Annotated in this window: 20 protein-coding genes and 2 tRNA genes; 8 read left to right on the top strand and 14 right to left on the bottom strand. The window is 56.1% G+C overall.

From position 1 onward, the window contains the following. Positions 1–29: 29 nt before the first annotated feature. Positions 30–2,642 (bottom strand): DNA mismatch repair protein MutS, encoded by a 2,613-nt coding sequence (gene mutS, locus F4X55_07490; protein MYC40830.1) that lies wholly within the window; start codon positions 2,640–2,642, stop codon positions 30–32. A gap of 285 nt (positions 2,643–2,927) precedes the next feature. On the opposite strand from mutS, the gene F4X55_07485 reads away from it, so the two are divergent. After that, positions 2,928–3,455: an IS1595 family transposase gene (locus F4X55_07485; protein ID MYC40829.1), complete on the top strand. Its 528-nt coding sequence runs from the start codon at positions 2,928–2,930 to the stop codon at positions 3,453–3,455. Between the two features lie 157 nt (positions 3,456–3,612). On the opposite strand, the gene F4X55_07480 is transcribed toward F4X55_07485, so the two are convergent. The 3 genes from F4X55_07480 to F4X55_07470 all read right to left on the bottom strand — a co-directional run bounded on the left by F4X55_07480 (position 3,613) and on the right by F4X55_07470 (position 7,559). Beyond that, entirely contained in the window at positions 3,613–5,193 is a 1,581-nt protein-coding gene (locus F4X55_07480; GenBank protein ID MYC40828.1) for a calcium-binding protein, read from the bottom strand. A gap of 452 nt (positions 5,194–5,645) precedes the next feature. Next, complete coding sequence (locus tag F4X55_07475; protein MYC40827.1) at positions 5,646–7,196, bottom strand: 2-isopropylmalate synthase; 1,551 nt, start codon at positions 7,194–7,196, stop codon at positions 5,646–5,648. Positions 7,197–7,292: 96 nt separating this feature from the next. Next, positions 7,293–7,559 (bottom strand): SelT/SelW/SelH family protein, encoded by a 267-nt coding sequence (locus F4X55_07470; protein ID MYC40826.1) that lies wholly within the window; start codon positions 7,557–7,559, stop codon positions 7,293–7,295. A gap of 139 nt (positions 7,560–7,698) precedes the next feature. On the opposite strand from F4X55_07470, the gene F4X55_07465 reads away from it, so the two are divergent. Continuing rightward, positions 7,699–8,076 carry a cytochrome c gene (locus tag F4X55_07465; GenBank protein MYC40825.1) on the top strand — a complete coding sequence of 126 codons (378 nt, stop codon included), beginning with the start codon at positions 7,699–7,701 and terminating at the stop codon, positions 8,074–8,076. A gap of 80 nt (positions 8,077–8,156) precedes the next feature. Here F4X55_07465 and F4X55_07460 read toward each other — a convergent pair whose 3' ends face one another. Further along, positions 8,157–9,038, bottom strand: a complete 882-nt coding sequence (locus F4X55_07460) for a hypothetical protein (protein MYC40824.1) — start codon at positions 9,036–9,038, stop codon at positions 8,157–8,159. 61 nt (positions 9,039–9,099) lie between these two features. Continuing rightward, the gene (locus F4X55_07455; protein ID MYC40823.1) at positions 9,100–9,864 is read right to left on the bottom strand and encodes a glucose 1-dehydrogenase; all 765 of its coding nucleotides are present in this window, start codon (positions 9,862–9,864) and stop codon (positions 9,100–9,102) included. Positions 9,865–9,930: 66 nt separating this feature from the next. On the opposite strand from F4X55_07455, the gene F4X55_07450 reads away from it, so the two are divergent. Beyond that, entirely contained in the window at positions 9,931–10,836 is a 906-nt protein-coding gene (locus F4X55_07450) for a carbon-nitrogen hydrolase family protein (protein ID MYC40822.1), read from the top strand. 34 nt (positions 10,837–10,870) lie between these two features. On the opposite strand, the gene F4X55_07445 is transcribed toward F4X55_07450, so the two are convergent. Continuing rightward, a complete protein-coding gene (locus tag F4X55_07445; protein MYC40821.1) occupies positions 10,871–11,398 on the bottom strand; it encodes a mobile mystery protein A in 528 nt (175 codons plus the stop codon). Between the two features lie 10 nt (positions 11,399–11,408). After that, a tRNA-Gln gene (locus F4X55_07440) sits at positions 11,409–11,482 on the bottom strand. A gap of 149 nt (positions 11,483–11,631) precedes the next feature. On the opposite strand from F4X55_07440, the gene queF reads away from it, so the two are divergent. The 3 genes from queF to F4X55_07425 are packed head-to-tail and all read left to right on the top strand — an operon-like array spanning position 11,632 to position 14,861. Continuing rightward, the gene (queF, locus tag F4X55_07435) at positions 11,632–11,991 is read left to right on the top strand and encodes an NADPH-dependent 7-cyano-7-deazaguanine reductase QueF (GenBank protein ID MYC40820.1); all 360 of its coding nucleotides are present in this window, start codon (positions 11,632–11,634) and stop codon (positions 11,989–11,991) included. A 21-nt stretch (positions 11,992–12,012) separates the two neighbouring features. Continuing rightward, complete coding sequence (locus F4X55_07430) at positions 12,013–12,822, top strand: ABC transporter permease (GenBank protein MYC40819.1); 810 nt, start codon at positions 12,013–12,015, stop codon at positions 12,820–12,822. After that, positions 12,693–14,861 (top strand): transglycosylase SLT domain-containing protein, encoded by a 2,169-nt coding sequence (locus F4X55_07425; protein ID MYC40818.1) that lies wholly within the window; start codon positions 12,693–12,695, stop codon positions 14,859–14,861. The genes F4X55_07430 and F4X55_07425 overlap by 130 nt, the downstream gene beginning before the upstream one ends. Here F4X55_07425 and hisH read toward each other — a convergent pair. Beyond that, positions 14,810–15,430, bottom strand: coding sequence for an imidazole glycerol phosphate synthase subunit HisH (hisH, locus tag F4X55_07420; GenBank protein MYC40817.1), 621 nt, complete (start codon positions 15,428–15,430; stop codon positions 14,810–14,812). The two genes, F4X55_07425 and hisH, sit on opposite strands and share 52 nt — an antisense overlap. Then, a complete protein-coding gene (hisB, locus tag F4X55_07415) occupies positions 15,430–16,017 on the bottom strand; it encodes an imidazoleglycerol-phosphate dehydratase HisB (GenBank protein MYC40816.1) in 588 nt (195 codons plus the stop codon). Before hisB ends, hisH begins: the two co-directional genes overlap by 1 nt. A 181-nt stretch (positions 16,018–16,198) precedes the next feature. Here hisB and cofC point away from each other — a divergent pair, with 181 nt between their 5' ends. Continuing rightward, the gene (gene cofC, locus F4X55_07410) at positions 16,199–16,876 is read left to right on the top strand and encodes a 2-phospho-L-lactate guanylyltransferase (protein MYC40815.1); all 678 of its coding nucleotides are present in this window, start codon (positions 16,199–16,201) and stop codon (positions 16,874–16,876) included. A gap of 93 nt (positions 16,877–16,969) precedes the next feature. Further along, positions 16,970–17,041, top strand: a tRNA-Met gene (locus tag F4X55_07405). Positions 17,042–17,047: 6 nt separating this feature from the next. Here the strand turns inward: F4X55_07405 and msrB are convergent. The 4 genes from msrB to pheA are packed head-to-tail and all read right to left on the bottom strand — an operon-like array spanning position 17,048 to position 20,506. Next, a complete protein-coding gene (msrB, locus tag F4X55_07400) occupies positions 17,048–17,452 on the bottom strand; it encodes a peptide-methionine (R)-S-oxide reductase MsrB (protein ID MYC40814.1) in 405 nt (134 codons plus the stop codon). A gap of 7 nt (positions 17,453–17,459) precedes the next feature. Next, positions 17,460–18,314: a prephenate dehydrogenase/arogenate dehydrogenase family protein gene (locus F4X55_07395; GenBank protein ID MYC40813.1), complete on the bottom strand. Its 855-nt coding sequence runs from the start codon at positions 18,312–18,314 to the stop codon at positions 17,460–17,462. Then, positions 18,311–19,396, bottom strand: coding sequence for a histidinol-phosphate transaminase (locus F4X55_07390; protein ID MYC40812.1), 1,086 nt, complete (start codon positions 19,394–19,396; stop codon positions 18,311–18,313). Before F4X55_07390 ends, F4X55_07395 begins: the two co-directional genes overlap by 4 nt. 24 nt (positions 19,397–19,420) lie before the next feature. Further along, a complete protein-coding gene (gene pheA / locus F4X55_07385; protein MYC40811.1) occupies positions 19,421–20,506 on the bottom strand; it encodes a prephenate dehydratase in 1,086 nt (361 codons plus the stop codon). Positions 20,507–20,542 lie beyond the last annotated feature (36 nt).

Below are 20,542 nucleotides of genomic sequence, written 5' to 3'. Positions count from 1 at the left end.
GGAGGGAAAAAAGAGGGCATCCCCCGGGGCTAGGAGCGGCTCTGTTTGGCCTTCTCGGAGAGTTCCACGAGTTTTTCCAACGCCTCCATAGGGGTCATATTCATGGGATCAAGCGTCGCAAGATCCTCAGCCAAAAGCTCTTCCTTGCGATAGGCGGCTTCCGATTCCCTGTCCGCTTCCTCGTCGAAAAGAAGAAGCTGTCCGCCGAGCATCGACTGGGACAAAGAGGCCTTCAGCTTCTCGAGGGAAAAAAGGACCTTCCTGGCCGAGGCAAGAACCTTCGGAGGGACACCGGCAAGACGGGCCACCTGTATGCCGTAGCTGTGGCTCGTGGCTCCCGGGAGAAGCTTGCGGAGAAACAGTATCTCTCCCCCCTCCTCCTTTACCGACACGTTGGAGTTCGTGATCCCGGGCTTTACGTCCACGAGGTTTGAGAGCTCGTGGTAGTGTGTGGCGAAAAGGGTGAGGGGCCCCAAGTCATACAGATACTCGGAAACCGCCCACGCTATGCTCATCCCGTCAAAGGTGCTGGTGCCCCGCCCGATCTCATCCAGTATGACGAGGCTCCTCGGGGTGGCGTTCTGCAGGATGTGCGCCGTCTCGACCATCTCAACCATGAATGTTGACCGCCCCGCCGTGAGATTGTCCGACGCCCCGACTCTTGAGAATATCCGGTCGACCACCCCGAGGCGCGCCGCGCGCGCCGGAACGAAGCTTCCCATCTGGGCCATGAGAGATATGAGGGCCACCTGCCTTATGAGGGTCGACTTGCCCGACATGTTGGGCCCCGTGATTATCATGAAGCGGTCAGCTTCAGAATCAAGCGTGACGTCGTTCGGAACGAATCCCTTCTCAAGGCTTATCCTCTCTACCACGGGGTGGCGGGAGTCGCGGAGTTCGACTGTGGGATTAGAGACAAATTCCGGGCGGCAGTAGCCGTAGCGCGAGGCTATCTCTCCCATGGAGCAAAAAACGTCTGTCTCGGCTGCCACTGCCGCCGTGGCCTTTATCCGCTTCGCCTCGGCGGCCGCACGCACGCGCACCCGCTCGAAAAGAGAGGTCTCAAGCTCGGCTATGCGCTCCGCTGCCGTCAGTATCTGCTCTTCGTACTCCTTCAGCTCGGGGGAAATGAAGCGCTCGCTTCCCGCAAGAGTTTGTCTTCTCGAGTAGTCCTCGGGAACGAGCGAGAGCTTTGAGTTGGTAACTTCTATGTAGTAGCCGAACACCCTGTTGTAGCCGATCTTTAGGTTGGTTATCCCGGTCCGCTCCCTCTCCCGCCCCTCAAGCTCGGATATCCACCTGCGCCCGTCGCTCTGGATCTTGCGGAGGCGGTCAAGCTCGGGGGAAAACCCTTCCCTTATTATCCCTCCCTCCCGCGCGAAAACGGGCGGGGCCTCCACAAGCGCTCCCTCGAGATAATCCCGAAGATCCCGGAAATCATCCATCCTCTCTCGAAGTGACGCAAGGGCCTCCGAGCTAAGATCCCACATGGCGTCGCGAAGCTTCTCTATGTAAAACGAGGAATCCCGAAGCGAGGCAAGGTCCCTGGGCCTCGCGGACGGGGTTTCGATCCTGTGAATGAGCCTCTCAAGATCCCCGATATGGCGAAGCGCCTCCGCCAGGTCTTCCCTCGCGGAGAGGTTCTCAAGCAGCTCGGCCGCGGCCTCCTGTCTTTTCTTTATCTCCTCGACATCGAGCAGAGGATAGCTCATAAAGCGGCGAAGGAGCCTCGCGCCCATTGGAGAGCGGGTCTCGTCCATTACGCCGAGCAGCGAGTGTTTCACGGACCCGTCGGCAGAGCTTCTGAGCTCGAGGTTCCTCGCGGTCCACTCGTCTATTTTCATGTAGTCGACGGTATCGTAGTACCTCGGGAACTCTATCCGCGGCAGGAAGTCCCTCTGCGTTTCCCGCAGGTAATCGAAAAGCACCCCGCAGGCCACAACACATCCCGGTCTTTTCTCGATCTCCGTGGCCTCCAAGGTAAGCACGGAGAAGCCGTCCCGCAGGATCTCCGCGCATCTCCCAACCTCCCACTTCCAGGAATCGACCTTGGTCACAAGAGCGCAGGGGGTTGAGCCTAGCAGGGATTTAAGCCAAGGAGAATCGGTGTCTTGATCCGGAACGAGGATTTCCTTAGGATCGATGTGCACAAGCTCTGAGAGAAGGTCTTCCCGCGAGTGAAAAAAGGAGGCGCGAAACTCCCCGGTCGAGATGTCGGAGAAAGAAAGCCCGAAGCCGTCCTCTTCCTCCGCGACGCACGCGAGAAAATTGTTGCTTTTTCCTTCGAGGTTCTCTGAATCTAGGACCACCCCGGGAGTGAGAACCCTCACTACCTTTCTCTCAACGATTCCCTTTGCCTGCTTCGGATCCCCTATCTGCTCGCAGACCGCCACCTTCTTTCCGCTTGCGAGAAGCTTAGATATGTGGGGTTCGGCGCTGTGGAAGGGAACGCCGCAAAGCGGCACGGGGTTTTTCTTTGAGCGGTCCCTCGAGGTGAGGGCTATGCCGAGTATTTCCGACGCGGTTTTCGCGTCATCGTAGAACATCTCGTAGAAATCCCCGAGCCTGAAAAGAAGTATCGCGTCCGGGCATTCCCTTTTTACGCGGAGGTACTGGTTCATAAGGGGAGTCTGCGAACTCATGGGAGTACTATTATACAGAATTTTAACGGGGCGGCAGAAACGGCAAAAGGGGGCACAACGGTGCGAGGCGACACCATTGTCCAAAGCTTTTGAAGATCGATACAGTTTAAGAACACGCGTGGGGGGAGGGCTTATTATAAAAGTTTATTTCAAATACCGCCAGCCAATACGTCCATCGTCCTCATCCGCACGACATCGTCACGGTGACACGCGGTAGATGTAGAGATGGATAAAACCTGCGTCAGGGGGAAATACCACAACACGCACACTTAAAAGAAGCCTCGCGTGTCAGGAGCCGGAGCGCAGGACAAGATCCCTGTCGTGGCAATTAAGGAAAGAGCAGGCAAGAAGGTTAAGGCGAAGATTGCCGAACCCGTTTCAAGTATCACGCTTCAGAGCATGATGCAAGAAACCGTACCCGAAGGCACCGCAGTTTACACGGGTCAGAACTGCGGGTACAAATGGCTCGCGAAGAAGAGCTACAGGCACGAGGCGGTAAGCCACTCAGCCGGAGAATCCATAAAAGAAGGACAAGCTCACAGGCAAGGCATAGAGCCTTTTTGGTTCATGCTCAAAAGAGGGCACGCTGGAGTTTATCGCAAGATGAGCAAGCAGCACCTTCAACGCCACACAGATGAGCATGCGGGAAGACGCAACATCCGCCCGCTTGTGACTATCGAGCAGATAGATGCCGTTATCGAGGCAGTGAACGGGAAAAGACTCAAGTACAAAGAGCTGATTCAATGGAAGGGTCGGCATGTCGGGACATCTTCAGCCGGGACTTGCGGAAAACCGGCACCGACCCTCTCATAACAACAGGAGGAGATTAAAAAGGGGGCGGGCCATTTGCAAACGAGAGCGGGAACTCACCTGACACGAAGCGCTAGCAAACCGGCCCCATAAAAAAAAAGCGCGGCAACCGGGATTACCGGAAACCGCGCTTAAAACAAACAAGTTTAGCTCCGTTGCCTCAGTCCACGTACCGTACGTCCTGGGTCAGCCGGACAAGACCCCCACCGGCACTAAGGGTGACAAGATCAGTAGTATCAGTTGAGTCATCTTTGTCCACATGCTGAAGCACGCCTGCTGCTGTCATATTTAGGTTGTTCTCAGTCCTATCGGCGGACGTGAAGCCCTTCAGATGTATCATGTCGCCAGCCACAAACGCGCTGATCGTATCACCGGCATCGCCTTTGGTGATAATATATACGTCATCGCCGTCGCCGCCTGCAAGCGTGTCGTCACCGCCTCCGCCGTCAAGCGTATCATCGCCTGCATTGCCGTTAAGCGTGTCGTCGTCCGCGCCGCCGTTAAGCGTGTCACCACCGGGACCGCCGTTAAGCGTGTCACCACCGGGACCGCCGTTAAGCGTGTCGTCAGCGCCCATCGTGTCCGCGCCGTCGGGGGCTGCTTCTCCGTTAAGCGTGTCGACACCGGCTCCGCCTGTAAGCGTGTTGCTCCGAGCGTCACCAGTAAGCGTGTCGCCACCGAAGCCTCCCATAACGTTCTCAATGGTGCTCTCTAGTTTCGGCTCATCTTCCGTGCCTCGATTCACAACCACGACCATGTCGGTAACGGCACCAACCGTGGCCGCCACGTGAGCAATGACCGCTTCGTTGGTATCCGTCGTGGCAGGATCGTCTGGCACCGCTGCAACAACAGTGCCAAGGGCAACGACCAGCGATCCGCTTTCACCCTCGTAGTTTATGGTGTCGCTCCCCTCTCCCCCGTCGACCACATCAACGCCGTCAATTTCTGGTTCGGTGCCGCTGGCCACGTTTGCTATAGCCATACCGTTAGAATCCATATCCACAGGACGGTTGGGAAGAATCATGTCGTCACCGTCTCCACCGTTAAGCGTGTCGGCCTGGTCAAGACCTTTAAGCACGTTCGGACCGTCATCGCCGGTTAGTATGTCTGCTCCTAGGAGAGAGCCCTTGACGTTCTCGATTTCCATCAAGGTATCTGTACCTATTCCGCTATCTCCCGTCTCTACGAGCTCGTCCACCATTTCAGGATCGGCGTGTCGAATCCTAGCTGTATTGTTGCCCAGGTTGGCCACTACTCTCATAGCATCCTTGTAGACCGCAATGTCGGCGCCTTCACCCCCGTAGAGCGTGTTGTCGCCGCTGCCGCCGATAAGGTCATCATTGCCGGGCCCCCCGTAGAGCGTGTCGTTTCCAGGACCGCCGTCAAGAACGTCGTTACCACCCATGCCCTTAATGGAGTCGTTGCCCTCCTCGCCATGGATACAATCGCCCATGTCGGTACCGGCTATCATGCCGTCGCGATCACCATCCTCATAGCAGTTCATTTTTCCTACCTCATGACCCGGCCCTATCTCGTCATAAACAGGTTCCGGATCCGGGCACATGTCGGCGCTTGCCGCTGTAGTTCCGTCAGCGCACACGTACTCAGTTTCCGTTACGGTTTCCGTTGTGGTTTCCGTTACGGTTTCGGTTACGGTTTCCGTGTCCGTGCCCGTGCAGGCGGAAAAAGCCAACGCCCCCACCAGCAAGAACATTATTGCAAAGAAGTTAAATAACCTCATTTAAAACCTCCTCCTTGAAAATAATTTTGTTTCCATAATTCTAAGGCGACAATACCGAGAAGAGGCATCAGCCTCTAAACAATGGTTTGTTGAACGCAAACCGATACAACCGCCCGCTTTTTTTCAATCATTATCTTACTCTGACACCGGACAGAATGTCAAGCGGTTTTTAGAGATAAAGAATCCCAGACCCACCGCTTTCTTGAATCCATTCTTGATTTCTTTCACTTCAAGCTACCTTCCGTCTAACTCAAACAATAACACTAATAAAATCGAAATTCAACTTAATTCAATAAAAACCGATATTCACCGGCAAATCAAGTGCCGCCGTACCTCCGTTTTGCCCCCGCCCCAGCACATCCCAAAAGCCGAACCGGAACTTCGGTCCGCAAGCCGCATTTCAGGAACATCCGGTCAGCCGTTCCCCGGAAAACCGAACGGTCAGAACCACGTTAAATTCCCTTAAGCTCGGAGCCCCTGCGCGGATGCTCCTTTCTCCAGCGAAGCCTGTTAAGCGCGCTAACAAAAGCCTTCGCGCTCGCAACTGAAATATCCGTATCGACCCCCTGCCCCTGGGATATCACTCCCTCATCCCATATCCTGACCGTGACCTCTCCCTGCGCGTCGGTTCCGCCGGTTATCGAGGAAACCGAAAAACTCTCAAGCCTCGGGTCAAGCCCCGTCGCCTTCTTAACCGCCTTGAAAATAGCGTCGACGGGCCCCGAGCCCGTCTCGGAAACCGAGATCTCCTCCCCGCCCGCCATGATCGTGACGCTCGCCTCGGGCGACGTGTCCGTTCCGCCCGAGTAGCTCGCGGCCGTGAACTCGTAATAATCAGAGGATCGCAGGAACTCCTGGTTTATAAGGGCCTCTATGTCCTCGTCGAAAACGTATTTCTTCTTGTCGGCAAGGGCCTTGAACTTCGTAAACGCGTTCTCAAAGGCTTCCTGCTCCAAAACGTAGCCGTACTCCTCGAGGCGATCCCGAAACGCGTGGCGTCCCGAGTGCTTGCCGAGCACTATCTGGTTAGAGGGAATCCCTACCTCCTGCGGGGTCATTATCTCGTAGGTTATGCTCTCCTTAAGCACCCCGTCCTGGTGAATTCCCGCCTCGTGGGCAAACGCGTTCGCTCCCACAATCGCCTTGTTGGGCTGAACGTTGACCCCGGTAACCTGGGAAACGAGTCTGCTGGTGGGATATATCTGCGTGGTGTTTATCCCGAAAGTGTAGGGTTTCTTGTCGCTTCTTACGCTCAGGCCCATCACTATTTCCTCAAGCGATGCGTTGCCGGCCCTCTCACCGAGGCCGTTAATCGTGCATTCCACCTGCCTTGCCCCCTCGCTTATGGCCGCGTGGGAATTCGCGACGGCGAGTCCGAGGTCGTTGTGGCAGTGGACGCTGAGGATCACGTCGTCGAGGTTCGGGACGTTTTTAACGAGCGTGTGGATTATGTAAGCGAACTCCTCGGGGATCGTGTACCCGACCGTGTCGGGAATGTTAATCGTCGTGGCTCCCGAGCGGACGGCGACGTCGACCGCGGTGCAGAGATAGTCGATATCGGTGCGCGTCGCGTCCTCGCAGGAGAACTCGACGTTGTCCGTGTAGTTTCGCGCGTGCTTTACGGCACCGCTTATCATCTCAAGGACCTGATCCCTCGTTTTTCTCAATTTGTACTTAAGATGTATTTCGGATGTGGCGATGAAGGTGTGTATCCTCGGGCTCTCTGAATGCTGCACGGCTTCCCAGCCGCGGTCTATGTCCTTCAGGTTGGCCCTGCAGAGCCCGGCTATCTGGCAGCCCTTTATCCTCTGCGCTATTTTCTTGACTGACTGGAAGTCCTCTTCAGAGGATATGGGAAACCCCGCCTCTATTATGTCGACGCCCAGGCGCTCGAGCTGATATGCGACCCGCAGTTTCTCCCCTGAGGTCATGCTGCAGCCCGGGGCCTGCTCCCCGTCGCGAAGCGTGGTGTCGAATATATGTATGTAGTTGTTGTTTGACATTCCCAAACCTTCTCTCTGCTCTAGCCGTAAAGGCAGGTATTTACACGCGCCGCACGCTCTTGTCAAAAACAATTTCGCGGGGCGCGAGCCCGGTCCTCAGACCGAATCCGTGTGCCCCAAGTCCATGCCGGGACACACCGCGTCGCGCACCGCGCGCTTAAGCTCCTTTATCTCCGGGAATCTTCCCGTCTCCTTTCGCGACCACACAAGCTCCCCGCCCGCGCGCACCTCGAAGATCCCGCCGCTTGAGGGAACGAGCGACACCCCTCCCAGGGCTTCCCCGAAGGTGCCCAGAAGCTCCTGCGCCATCCACGCGGAACGCGGAAGCCAGCCGCAGCGCACGCAGTACTTTATCTCCACCATTTCGCCTTTATCTCCTGTCCCGAGGCGCTCACGCAAAGCCGCCTCCACAGTTTGATTATAAAAGGCAAAGAGGATATATTCAAAGGCCGGGGAAGCTTTTCCCCGAATCAGACTTTTTCCCGGAGAGAGACCAAAGAAAATGAAAAACGGAATTCTACTGGCAACCCTTGTTTTTTCGTGCGCGCTTTTTCTCGCTGCAGGGCCCTCACAAGCGGCTGACAGCGCGAAAGGTCAGGAAGTCTACGACACCTACTGCGCTCTCTGCCACGGCCCCACGGGGCTCGGCGACGGAGTCGGCGCGGCGGCGCTTGATCCCAAACCGAGAGACCTCTCGAGCGCGACGCTGCTTGAAACCTACACGGACGAGTATCTGGTTAACGTGATAACAAACGGCGGGATGGCTGTAGGCAAGTCCCCGGCCATGCCTCCCTGGGGCGGGGTGGTGAGTCCCGAAGACATAGAAAACGTGGTGGCATACATAAGGCAGAATCTCTGCAAGTGCGAGTATAAGAAGTAGGGCCGGGAAAAAAGGTGCGGCTTCCGCGGAGACATCCCACAGACGGCCGCGCCCCTTTTCCTTATTATATATACGTTTTTTCAGACTCCCCTTTCTTCAAGGCCAGGGGGAAGCTCTCCGTAATAGGGAGAGTCCTCCTCGTACATCTCGAGAACCCTCTCCTTCGGCATGTCGCACATGTCTTCTGTGAAACCGAACATCCTGCATATGTGCCTCAACTCCTCCTCCCTTCCAGGAAGCGGATCCATGGGCTGTATCAGTTTCTCCTTCTCAAGCTCCTTGCGCACGCTCTGATCCTCGGCAAGCGGAGTTCCGTACTCATTTGAGTGATAAAGCCTGTCGAACCTCTTTCTCGGCCTCTGCCCGGGGTCCTCGGCCGCGTATCCCACCGTCATGAGCCAGATCGGAACTATATTCTCGGGAGTCCCGAGAACTTTCGGGAACTCGGCCGGCTTTCTTCCCGTGGCGATAAGGCAGCACCCAAGGCCCATGTCGGTGGCCGCGAGCATGGCGTTTGCTATCGCCTGGCCCGCCTCGACCCTCAGGAGATCCTCCGCCCTGTCCTTTGGAAAACTCATAAGCCTCGGATAGGTGCTCTCGGTCAGTATCTTGTAGGTCCAGCCGTGAGCCGCGGTTATGGCCCTTGCGGGAAACAGCACCTGGAAGGTCTGTATGAGCTCCTTGTACCAGGCGTCCAGGTTTATGAGCCACGCCACGATAATCGGGGCCTGGCGCAAATGAATCTCGTTAAACGCGGATCCGCACTCCACTATCTTCTCGAATTTCTCCGGGGGATAGGTCCTCTTGTCTATAACTATCGCCTCGGTCGAGTTGCAGTTGCCCTGGCAGGAGCAGTACCGCGCCGCCTGGAGCATCTTCTGTATTTTCCAGTCCTCGACCTCTTTCCAGGGCTTGTAGAACCGAAAGCTTCTCCTCGTGCCCATTGCTTCAAAAACTTCCATGTGAAATTCCTCCTCTATCTCTAGCTTGTTTTCTCAAGTTTTTCTGCCGGCAGGACCGCGCCTAAAGCGTGGTCCAGCCCCCGTCTATCACCAGATCGGAACCCGTTACGTACCGCGCCTCGTCAGAAGCCAGGTAGAGCACCGAGTGGGCCACCTCCTCGGCCTCGGCCCTTCTCACAAGGGGAATCATGTCGGCCGCTATCGCGTCAAGCTGCTCCTCGGCGTCCGGGGGGTTCCCCATGAACTCGGGGTCCATCTTGGTCTTTATGTAGCCGGGGCAGACGGAGTTTGTCCTTATGTTGTCCTTTGCGTGATCAAGGGCCATGCTCCTCGTTATCTGCCTCACGGCACCCTTGGAGGCATTGTACGCCACGCAGCCCTCCATGCCCACGATGCCGAGCACGCTTGAATTGTTGATTATTGAGCCCCCGCCGTGCTCAGCCATCAGCGGAACGACATACTTGCTTACGAGAAAGACCCCCTTCACGTTTATGTCGATCGTCCGGTCCCAAACCTCGTTAGAGGTAGTTACCACCGTGCCGCCCTCCAGAATTCCGGCGTTGTTAAACAGTATGTCGACCTTTCCGAAATCTTCGTAGAAGGCCTCGACCACTCTCTTTACGTCTTCTTCCTTTGAAACATCCCCCGGATATGCCCTTATCTCCCCGGGACCCGGGTTCTCGGCTACCACTTCATCCAGCCTCTCCGCCGTTCTGGACATTATGCCCACGTTGGCGCCCTCTTCTGAGAACAGAAGCGCCGTCGCTTTTCCTATTCCTTCTCCCCCGCCCGTTATGAGCGCGGTTTTTCCGGTAAGTCTTCCCATTTTTATCCCCCTTGCTTCGGGTTAAAACCCTGCTTTTTTTTAACTTTCATTATATAATAACTCATTATGAGCAACGGAAAATCCTTTACGGCGGCCGCGGTGCAGGCCGCTCCCGTTTTTCTCGACAAAAAGGGCACGGTCAATAAAGTCCTCAGGCTAATAAAGGAGGCCGCGGGAAACGGGGCGGAACTGGTGGTTTTCCCCGAGGCTTTCATACCCACCTATCCCTACTGGCCCAAGGATCTCGGGTTCGGCGCCGAGAAAAAGCTCACCATGGACGCCCACGTCGAGCTTCACAGAAACTCGGTCGAGGTTCCGGGGGAAGATACGAAAAGAATCGGCGATGCCGCAAGAAAGGCCAAGATGTGCGTCGTAATAGGGGTTAACGAAAAGGAGGGGGGAACCCTCTACAACACCATACTTTACTTCGGCAAGGACGGCTCCCTTCTCGGAAGGCACAGAAAGCTCATGTCGATTGACAGCGAAAAATGCGTCTGGGCCAACGGAACCGCCGAGGACGTGAGAGTATTTGACACCGAAGTCGGAAAAATAGGGGGGCTTTTCTGCTACGAGCATCACATGACCCTTGAGAAGTATGCGATGTTCACCAAGGGAGAGCAGGTGCACGTGGGGCTCTGGGGAGGACACTCGTTCGTTAAGGACACGATGGATTTCGCGAGCCGCCAGTACGCGTTTGAGGGGCAGGTGTTCGTCATAATCTCAGCGGGCTTCATTGAAGAGGACATGATCCCCGACTCCTTTCCCCTCAAAGAGCATACGATCTGGGATTACCCCGGGGGAAGCGGCATAATAAACCCGAGGGGACAGTACATAGCCGGTCCCGTGTACGGAAAGGAGGAGATTCTCTACGCCGAAATCGAGCTTGACCAGATAATAAGGGCCAAGACCGTCATAGACTCCGTGGGGCACTTCTCAAGGCCGGACATATTCCGGTTTGAGATAATGGAGTGACTTCGCCTGGGACAATATTTTATCCGCTGGCCATTTAATCCCAAAGCCTGGGGCCCGGATTCCGCGCCAGTTCATCGGCAATCTGCAGGATTTTCTCCTGCCTATCGCCCACATTCTGCCCTTCCAGCATCATGCTGTGGTCCACAGGAGCGACAATATCTCTGGCCTTTTTAAGCGCCTGCTTGTGTACGATACCCCCCAAGCTGCCTTCATTGGGAACAAGAGCATAAACGAGCCTGCAACCTAGTGCCTCGGCAGCTCTGCGGAGTGATTTTAACTTAATGGCATCGTCCGCCTCGTTTTTTTCCAGACGAGCGGCGGACTGCTGCGCGATGCCCATACGTTCCGCCATCTGGCGGACACTCATGCCAAGCGAGGTGCGGACAGCACGAATCCAACCGCTAGAGGGACGGTCGCAAACATTTACTCTGGAGAGGTGATCATCCAGTGTCCGTAATTGGATATACTTGAATTTATCGGTCATATCACAGCCTATATTCTGTAAACAAGAAAATAATAACAGAACAAAAGCTGTAAGTAAAGCTTGATAGGGGGAAATCATCAAAAACAGTTGGCTGGGGCACTAGGATTCGAACCTAGACTAGCGGATCCAGAGTCCGCTGTACTGCCGTTATACGATGCCCCAGAGCATTGGAGAAAAGATTATTTACTCTAAACCCCGAGGTGTCAAACCGGGGAAAACTCCCGCCCCCGGGGTTGATTACCGACTTACATCTGATAAATTATGCGGAGACGGAGGTGGCGTGCGCGAAGGCCGCGCGGCGTTTTTGCCCCATGGACGAACCGAACCCGGAAATCCTCGAGACTTTCGAGAACAAAAACCCGGAGAGGGATTACGAAATCGAGATATCCTGTCCCGAGTTCACCTGCGTTTGCCCGAAAACGGGGCAGCCGGACTTTGCGACCATCACCATAAAATACGTCCCCGACCGTCTCTGCGTGGAGCTGAAGTCCCTTAAGCTTTACATGTTCTCCTACAGAAACACGGGCGAGTTCCACGAGCACGTGACAAACAGGATTCTAAATGACTTTGTTTCCGTGTGCGATCCCAGGTCGGTCGAGGTCACGGGCGACTTCAATGTCCGCGGCGGAATAAAGACGGTCGTCCGGGCCACACACAGAAAGGACACCTGAACTTCCGGGGTCCCAGGCAGCATGTACGTAAAAACCCAGATAGCGATCACGGGAACGATAATACTCCTCATAATTCTGGTAGCTATTTTCGCGCCCGCTCTCTCCCCCTACGAGTACGACCAGACGAATTTCTCGAACGCCCTTCGCGCTCCCGACTCGGTGCACCTCATGGGAACGGACCAGGAGGGGCGCGACCTGCTGAGCAGGGTCATCCACGGCTCGAGGATATCGATCGCAGTCGCCGTTGGAACCGCGGCCATGGCCCTCGTCATAGGAACGGTGCTCGGAGCGGTCTCGGGATACGCGGGGGGAAAAATCGACGAACTCATAATGCGCACGGTGGACGTGTTCTACGCCGTTCCCGATCTTTTGCTGATCGTCCTGCTGACGCTGGTTATCGGAACCGGGGTAACGGGCATCGTCATATCCCTGGGGGTTATGTCGTGGATGAGGGTCGCGAGGATAGTTAGGGGAAGCGTTTTGCAGATAAAGTCGTTTGAGTACGTTGAGTCGGCAAGGGCGCTCGGGGCACCCCCCCGGACCATTCTGATAAGGCACATTCTTCCCAACACGCTCAGTCCCCTGATAGTCACCGTCACGTTTTCGGTTCCCTACGCCATCCTAACGGAATCCACGCTTAGCTTTCTAGGCCTCGGCATATCCCCTCCCGAGGCAAGCTGGGGAACGCTTGCGAGCACCGGATGGCAGGGGATAAGGACATTTCCTCACCTGATAGTGTTCCCAAGCCTCGCGATTTTCGTAACGGCGCTTTCTTTCAATCTTTTCGGAGAAGGCATAAGGGACCTCCTCGCTTCGGAGAACTCAAGGTAATGGGGCCGAAAAAGACCGCGCTGCGGGTTTTTCTTTTTGTTTTCCTTCTTGTCGCCGTCTCCGCGGATGCGGCGCGCGCCAGCAACGCCGACTGCAAAAAAGCCCTGCTCTCCGCCGAGCAAACCCTCGAGGCGCGGTTTCTCAAGCTTCACTGCCACGCCCGAAACGATCAGCACGCGGAGGTGCGCGGGATCCTGGCCGAGATAAGGGACAAGCTCATCTTCATGGAGGATTACCTGCTCTATTACGAGGCGGAGGCGGCGCTCGGCCTCGGGCAGAAAGAAAAAGCGGAAGCGCTTTTCCTTAAAATCCTGAAACATCACCCGAATTCGGCGGTCGGCCATGACGCGCACGAGCAGCTCGCCAAAATCCACCTTGAAAGCGATCGCCACGCGGAGGCGGAGAAAATATACTCCCAGCTCGCCCGAAAAACGGACAGCAGGTGGAAAAAAGCCGTCCATCTTAAAAACCTGGGCGAAATAAAGGAAAGACAGGGGCTGTTTCACGCGGCCTCGGGGGTGTTTGAGAGAATTTGGGTCGAGCACCCCGAAGTGAGCTTCTCCGACTACGTGTTTGAACTTCACGAAAAAAACGAAAAGGTCTTCACTCCCTCTCCGCAGCAATTCGTAAAAAGAGGGAAAGTCATGTTCGCAGCCGGAAACTGGGAGAGTGCGCTTTCGGCCTTCTCCGGGGCTCCCCAGACAAAAGCGGTCAGAATAAAAACCGGCATCTGCCTCTACAGGCTCTCGAGGTTTCCCGAAGCCTTGGAAGTCTTCTCGGCCATAGACTCCCCGAAGGCTTTTTACTGGAAGGGCGTGACCCTGATGAGCATGGAAAAAGAAAAAGAAGCCATAGGAGTTTTCGAGCTTCTCCATAAGCTTAACCCGAAAAGTCCCTGGGCCGTGAAATCGCTTTTTAAGGCCGCGAGGCTCCGCCACCTGCGCGAAGAATTCGAAGAGGCCGAGCGCCTCTACCGCCTCATCATCGAGAAATATCCCAGGAGGGAGGAGGCCGAGAAAAGCGCCTGGAATCTCGGATGGATCCACTACAGGAAAAAGGAGTACGAAAAGGCGGTCGAGATTTTCTCTGACCGCGCCTGGGCGTACGGCGCCGAGCGGGAGCGCTTTCTTTACTGGTACGCGAGAGCGGCCGAGCGGGCGGGGGACAAGCCCGGGGCTCTTTTCGCGCTTGGAAAGCTAGCCGACTCGCGGAAAATCACCTACTATTCGTTCCTCGCCAAACTCAGGCTCAAGCAGGCCCTGCCCCCGCTTCGGAGCACGGCCGCCGCCTACTCGGGGAACCCCTTCGGGAAAAATCCCGCGATCGAGAAATTCCTTTTCTTCATAAAGGCCGGGATATACGATCTCGCGCTACGGGAGGCGGAACTTCTGCGCCCCCGGGCGAAAACGGTAGTGCAGCGGATCTATCTCGCCTCGCTTTACCTGCAGGCGCACGACTACAAAAGCTCCATAAGCCTGGCAGACGGTCTCGGATCCCCCGAGGCGCTCCGCCTCTCCTTTCCGAAGGGGTTTGAGAAGCGGGTAAGGCTTTTTTCGCACAAATACGCCCTTGATGAGTTCCTTGTCTATTCCGTCATAAGGGAGGAGAGCCATTTCGACAAGGAGGCGGTTTCCGTTTCCGACGCGAGGGGACTCATGCAGCTTCTGCCCTCGACGGCGCTTGAGGCGGCGCCCAAGGCGGGCCTCAGCAATTTTCAGGCCTCCCAGCTTTTCTCTCCCGACATAAACCTTGATCTCGGATGCTACTACCTGAGCTGGCTGCTCAGCATCTTCGAGGGGAATTTCGCCGTAAGCCTCGCCGGGTATAACGGCGGTCCCACGAGCGCCAAGACATGGTACGAGAAAAACGGCTCTCTCGACATCGACGAATTCGTAGAGGAAATCCCGTTTGAGCAGTCAAGGAACTATGTGAAGAAAATCCTCAGGAGCTACGCCGCGTACGAAGCGGTTTACGGACGGGAGAAGGATCAGTTCTCAAGACAGAGCTTCGAGAAGTTCCTCAAGATCGTGAGCCCGTAGTCAGAGCTTTTTTCAGGGTGAAACTGGAAAGCCGAGAGGTTGCCCGATATGACCCCCGCCTCAAAGGAGCCTCCGTAATCAGAGACAAGAACCTCAACCCCGGCCTGCTCCGAGACCACGTGGTAGGAGTGAACGAAATAAAACCAGCTTCGCTGCGGTATCCCCTCGAGTATGGGATTCCGCTCGGGCGCACTCACCCTGTTCCAGCCCATGTGGGGCACTTTCATGCTCTTATCCTCGGGGCGGAACCGAACGACCTTCCCCCTGAAGATCCCGAGCCCCTGCTCCCCCGGCGCCTCTTCGCTTGACTCAAACAGCACCTGAAATCCGAGGCATATTCCCAAAAAAGGCCGCCCGCTCTCGACAAAATCCTTTATGGGTCCGATCATGGAGCGGTCCCGAAGGTTCTTTACGCAGTCGCCGAAAGCCCCGACTCCGGGAAGCACGATGCCGCTTGAGCTCTCTATGTCGCCCGGATCCGAGGTAACGCGCACGTCAATGCCCTGGGAGGTAAAGCCCTTCTCGACGCTTCTCAGGTTCCCCATTCCGTAATCCACTATGGAAATCACTAGAGAGTCCCCTTGGTCGAGGGAATATCGTCGCGGCGCCCGTCAAGCGCTGAGGCAGCATCCATGGATCTTCCCAAGGCTTTGAACATGGCCTCTATTATGTGGTGCAGGTTCGTTCCGTGGCGAAACTCGATGTGCAGATTGCAGCGAAGCGAGTTCGTAAGAGACTTGAAAAACTCCTCGGCAAGCTCCGCGTCAAAGTCCCCGACCTTGCCCCCCGGGATATCCCCCTTGAAAACGAAGCAGGGCCTGTCGCTTAGATCGACCGCCACCACGACAAGCACGTCGTCAAAGGGAATTACGGCGTGTCCGTACCTCGTGATTCCCCTCTTGTCTCCGAGGGCTTCAGAGAAAGCTTCGCCGAGCGCTATCCCGACGTCCTCAACGGTGTGGTGGAAATCAACGTCAATGTCTCCCTCGGCCTTCACCGTCAGGTCAAAGTAGCCGTGCTTTGCGAACTGGCTCAACATGTGATCGAAAAACGGCACCCCGGTCGAGATGTCGAATTTCCCGGTTCCGTCAAGATCAAGTTCTACGCTGGCGCTCACTTCGGATGTCTTTCTTTTTAAAACCGCTTTGCGGGTCATTTAAACTGGGCTCCTTTTTTCGCGGCCTACCGGCGAATTTCTGCTAATCATTCTATATAGAGGCATCTTTCATTGTCAATAAACGGGATGCGGCAAGAGCCGCCTCTTCTTTTTGTTTTTCAAGCGATGGTTTTATTGATAGAATAGTGCGGGGGCGGAAGCCCACCACTGTGAGGTAGCTATTTTGAAGTTCATATTGATTCCGGTAAAAGATCTTTCCAGAGCGAACGAGAGGCTCGCCTCCGTGCTCAGCAAAAAACAGAGGACCGAGCTTGCCTACGTGATGCTTGAGGATGTGTTCTCCGCGGTCGGAAGCTCCAAGCTTGCCGACAACAAGGTTATCGTGACGGTTGACAGGAAGGCGGAGAAAATGGCGCTTGAGGAAGGGTTTGACGTCATAAGGGAGGAAGAGCCGCTCGGAGAAAGCGGGTCGGTCGACCTGGCGCTTCAGGTCTGCAGGAAAATGGGCGCCAAATCGGTGCTCGTGATTCCGGGCGACACCCCGCTTGTAACCGGCGAGGATCTCGATTTCATCCTTGAGAAGGAAAAAAAGGGAAAGTCCGTTATCCTGGTGCCCTCAGATGACGAGCTCGGCACAAACGCCATACTGAGAAAGCCCCCCGACACCATACCATCCATGTTCGGCAACGACAGCTTCAGGAAACACAGGGAGGAAGCCGAACGGAGATACGTGCCCTGCGACATCTACAAGAATCTGAACATCAGCATCGATATTGACGAACCCGGCGACATAGAGACCTTCTCCCTCTACGGTTCCCACACCAGAACCTACAGAAAACTCCTGGAACTCGGACTCATCAGGGAAGAAACCAAGAAAAACGGCGCGGCCGCCGGCTGATTGCTAAAAGCCCGGATAGTGGATCTGCGCGTTGAATCCTGGCGGAGTTCCGGTATAATTTGCTGCCTTTCTGTCTACCTTGTTTTTTCCTGGGGCGGCGTAGCTCAGGGGTAGAGCGGGGCTCTCATAAGGCCTGTGTCGGTGGTTCGATCCCACCCGTCGCCACTTTTCCTACTCCTCTTTTTCTTCCTCAAAATCCAAAGAGGCGGAATTTATGCAGTACCTCATCCCGGTGGGCTGGGGGCCGTCAGGGAAAACGTGGCCCAGATGGGCGTCGCACTTTGAGCAGAGAACCTCGGTTCTCGTCATCCCGTGGGAGTGGTCGGCCTTCTCCGTCACGTTCTCCTGCGAGACGGGTTCCCAGAAGCTTGGCCATCCCGTTCCGGAATCGAATTTTTCCGAAAAACGGAAAAGCTTCTGCCCGCAGCACACGCATCTGTACATGCCTTTTTCGTGATGGTCGTGGTACTTTCCGGTAAAGGCCCTCTCGGTGCCCGCTTTTCTCGTGACCAGAAACTGCTCGCTGGAGAGCTGCTGCTGCCACTGCTCGTCCGTTTTCTTTACCTTATCGGACATTCTCCGCTCACTTCCCGAGATCCCTTTTGGAATCCCGGGCTTCCCTCAAAAGTGTCGCCAGTTCTTCTACATTACCGGAGACCAGGGCTTTTTCAATTTCCTCGAGCTTCCCCGAGAAACCACAGATGGCGCGGAGCAGCGCGTCGCGGTTCTCGATGAAAATCCCGGCCCACATCTCGGGGGAACTTCCCGCGACCCTGGTGAAGTCGGCAAGGCCCCCTCCCGAAAAATCAAAAAGGTTTCTCTCGCCTCCCGAAGAAGCCACGGCACCGACAAGCGAATAGGCGACCGCGTGGGGGAGGTGGCTTACGAGCGAGAAGACCTCGTCGTGGGACTCGGGATCCATCTCCACAACCTCGCTTCCAACAAGCGAAAAAAGCATCTTGACCACGGAGAGAGCCTCGGGACACGTGCTCTCCACGGGCGTGACCACGCATCTTTTTCCGGAGAAAAGAGCGGGATCAGACTCCCTTACCCCGGACACTTCCCTTCCCGCGATGGGATGGGCTCCCACGAAGCGGATCTTCCGGGGACCCTTTTCCATCTCCCTCACTATCGGAGCCTTAACGCTCCCCGTGTCGCAAACGACCGCGTCCGGGGAAACGAACCGGGAGGCTTCCTTCGCGACCCCGGCTATGACGTCTACATAGGTTGCGACGACGACTATTTCGGATCCGGATATCCCAGGGCCTATCTCGGAAGAGCCCGCGTCCGCGATTCCGCCCTCGAGGGCGAAGCGGAGCGACTCCGCATCCCTTTCGACCCCGAAGACCTCCCCCACCTCTCCTGAGTTGCGGAGAGCCGCCGCGAGGGAACCTCCTATGAGCCCCAAACCGATCACCGCCACCTTTTTAAAAGTCATCTTCCGAGAATTCTCCTTAGCGATTCGATGAATCTTTCGTTTTCCTGCGCGAGACCGAAGCTTACCCTGAGATGAGTTTTAAGTCCGTAGCCGCCCACGGGCCTCGTTATCACTCCGTCGCGAAGAAGCGCCTCGTAAACCGGCATCGGGTCCCTCTCAAGGTCCACGAGAAAGAAATTCGTATGGGACTCAGTGTACCCGACCCCGAGCTCGCCGAGTTTCTCGCGGAAAAATTCCTTCCCCTCGCGGTTAAGCCCCCTTGAGCGCGCGACGTGGCCCTCGTCGTCAAGCGCGGCGCAGGCCGCCGCCTGGGCGGCCGAGTTCACGTTAAACGGTTCCCGCACCCTGTCCATGTAGGAAACCGCCTCGGCGGACGCCACCCCGTAGCCGACCCTGAGGCCCGCGAGCCCGTAAATCTTGGAGAAGGTTCTCACCGTCACGAGCGATTCGCGAGCGTGGTGGTAGCGTAGCGTGTCCGGATACTCGGGGTCGTCAACGTACTCGAAATAGGCTTCGTCCACAAGCACTATCACGTCCTCGGGCACCCGCTTGAGGAACCGCTCGAACTCGTCCCTCCTCACTATAGTCCCCGTGGGGTTGTTCGGGTTCGCGATATAGATGATTTTCGTTTTCGGAGTCACCAGAGAAAGCATGTCCTCGAGATCATGCGTAAGATCCGGCATTTCGGAGATGACGTGAGAGCATCCGAGGGACTGGGTAACGATCGGGTAGACGATAAACGCGTGACGGCCGTATATGGCTTCATCCCCCGGCTCGAGAAACGTCCTGGCAACTATTTCTATCACCTCGTTCGAACCGTTGCCGATCACTATGGTGTCCTCCGCCACCCCGAGCTTCTCAGAAAGTTTCCGCCTGAGTTCGAAACAGCCCCCGTCCGGGTAGAGGTTTACCTTCGAGACGTGTTCCGCAAGCGCCTTTTGCGCGAGCGGGGAGGGGCCCAGGGGGTTTTCGTTCGAAGCCATCTTCGCCGCGCCTTGGATCCCGAGTTCCCGCTCAAGTTCCTCGATAGGTTTTCCCGGAATGTAGGGGATAAGGCTTTTTACGCTTGCTCTTGGTTCCATCGGGGTTCTGCCCGGCAGGCGGCGTCAGCCCAGCGATCCGACTGGGTAGGATCCGAGCACCTTTAGAAAAACGCAGTTGGCTTCCACTTTCTCGAGGGCGTCCCTTACGGCATCTTCCTCGCGATGTCCCGAGAAGTCAACGAAGAACACATACTCCCACTGCCCGTCCCGCAGGGGTCTGGACTCGATCTTGGTGAGGTTTATGTTGGATTTCGAAAAAGGAAGAAAAAACGCCCTGTAAAGCACTCCCGGCTCATCCTTGACGGAAAAGGCAATCGAAGTCTTGTCCTCTCCGCACGGGGGAGGCTTCTCCCTGCCCACGATCACGAACCGGGTCATGTTGCGCGGGCTGTCCTCTATGTAGCTCTGGATCGTCTTCAGGTTGTATATGGTTCCCGAGAACTCGCTTGCGATCGCAGCCACATCGTTTTCCCTCGCGGCAAGCTTCGCCGCCGCCGCGGTGCTTGAGGTCTCAAGAAGCTTGACTCCGTAGAGGTTCGCGGCGATCCACCTCTTGCACTGCCCCAGCGCTTGGGGATGCGAGGCGACGGTCTTTACATCCTTCATGTCGCCGCTTGCGGAAAGCAGAAAGTGCTCGACGCGCTCAAAACACTCTGCGGAAATGCTGAGGTCCCACTCAAGGAACATGTCCAGCACGTCTCCCACCGAGCCTTCTACCGAGTTCTCGACGGGCACTATGCCGAAATCGGCCCTTTTGCCGTGCACCTCCTCGAACACGTCCACGACGCTCGACACGGGCAAAAGCTCGGAGGAAGCGCCGAATCTTCGAAACGCGGCCTGGTTTGAGAAACTGCCTTCGGGTCCCAGGTAGGCGACTTTCTCATCGTGCTGAAGAGACCTGCAACGCGATATTATATCCCTGAAAACTAAAAGGATGTCCTCGTCCGAGAGGGGGCCGGAGTTGCTCTCCGTTATCTTGGCTTCAATCTCCCTCTCTCTGTCCAGGTCGTAAACTCTCAGGGAAGCTTTTTTCTTGAGCCTGCTTACCTCTGTCGCGAGTTCGGCCCGCTTGTTTATAAGTTCAAGCAGCTCGGAGTCAAGCGCGTCTATTTCCTTTCTTACAGCGGCGAGTTCTTTGTTGGGAGCCATTATCCAGTCTTAAGGAGAATATTGCGAGAAGAATAG

This window comes from Candidatus Dadabacteria bacterium (assembly GCA_009840385.1).
In the GTDB taxonomy this organism is placed as follows: Bacteria; Desulfobacterota_D; UBA1144; order Nemesobacterales; family Nemesobacteraceae; genus Nemesobacter; species Nemesobacter australis.
The sequence above is the reverse complement of the archived record's forward strand: the minus strand, read 5'-3'. Positions and strand labels throughout refer to the sequence as shown.

What these genes read in the sequence shown, in the direction of transcription:
- mutS (MYC40830.1), bottom strand. Translation starts at nt 2,642, where the DNA reads ATGAGTTCGCAGACTCCCCTTATGAACCAGTACCTCCGCGTAAAAAGG.
- F4X55_07430 (MYC40819.1), top strand. Translation starts at nt 12,013, where the DNA reads ATGTACGTAAAAACCCAGATAGCGATCACGGGAACGATAATACTCCTC.
- hisB (MYC40816.1), bottom strand. Translation starts at nt 16,017, where the DNA reads ATGACCCGCAAAGCGGTTTTAAAAAGAAAGACATCCGAAGTGAGCGCC.
- F4X55_07425 (MYC40818.1), top strand. Translation starts at nt 12,693, where the DNA reads ATGGCAGGGGATAAGGACATTTCCTCACCTGATAGTGTTCCCAAGCCT.
- F4X55_07460 (MYC40824.1), bottom strand. Translation starts at nt 9,038, where the DNA reads ATGGAAGTTTTTGAAGCAATGGGCACGAGGAGAAGCTTTCGGTTCTAC.
- F4X55_07450 (MYC40822.1), top strand. Translation starts at nt 9,931, where the DNA reads ATGAGCAACGGAAAATCCTTTACGGCGGCCGCGGTGCAGGCCGCTCCC.
- F4X55_07455 (MYC40823.1), bottom strand. Translation starts at nt 9,864, where the DNA reads ATGGGAAGACTTACCGGAAAAACCGCGCTCATAACGGGCGGGGGAGAA.
- F4X55_07465 (MYC40825.1), top strand. Translation starts at nt 7,699, where the DNA reads ATGAAAAACGGAATTCTACTGGCAACCCTTGTTTTTTCGTGCGCGCTT.
- F4X55_07475 (MYC40827.1), bottom strand. Translation starts at nt 7,196, where the DNA reads ATGTCAAACAACAACTACATACATATATTCGACACCACGCTTCGCGAC.
- msrB (MYC40814.1), bottom strand. Translation starts at nt 17,452, where the DNA reads ATGTCCGATAAGGTAAAGAAAACGGACGAGCAGTGGCAGCAGCAGCTC.
- F4X55_07480 (MYC40828.1), bottom strand. Translation starts at nt 5,193, where the DNA reads ATGAGGTTATTTAACTTCTTTGCAATAATGTTCTTGCTGGTGGGGGCG.
- F4X55_07445 (MYC40821.1), bottom strand. Translation starts at nt 11,398, where the DNA reads ATGATTTCCCCCTATCAAGCTTTACTTACAGCTTTTGTTCTGTTATTA.
- queF (MYC40820.1), top strand. Translation starts at nt 11,632, where the DNA reads ATGGACGAACCGAACCCGGAAATCCTCGAGACTTTCGAGAACAAAAAC.
- F4X55_07395 (MYC40813.1), bottom strand. Translation starts at nt 18,314, where the DNA reads ATGACTTTTAAAAAGGTGGCGGTGATCGGTTTGGGGCTCATAGGAGGT.
- F4X55_07470 (MYC40826.1), bottom strand. Translation starts at nt 7,559, where the DNA reads ATGGTGGAGATAAAGTACTGCGTGCGCTGCGGCTGGCTTCCGCGTTCC.
- F4X55_07390 (MYC40812.1), bottom strand. Translation starts at nt 19,396, where the DNA reads ATGGAACCAAGAGCAAGCGTAAAAAGCCTTATCCCCTACATTCCGGGA.
- pheA (MYC40811.1), bottom strand. Translation starts at nt 20,506, where the DNA reads ATGGCTCCCAACAAAGAACTCGCCGCTGTAAGAAAGGAAATAGACGCG.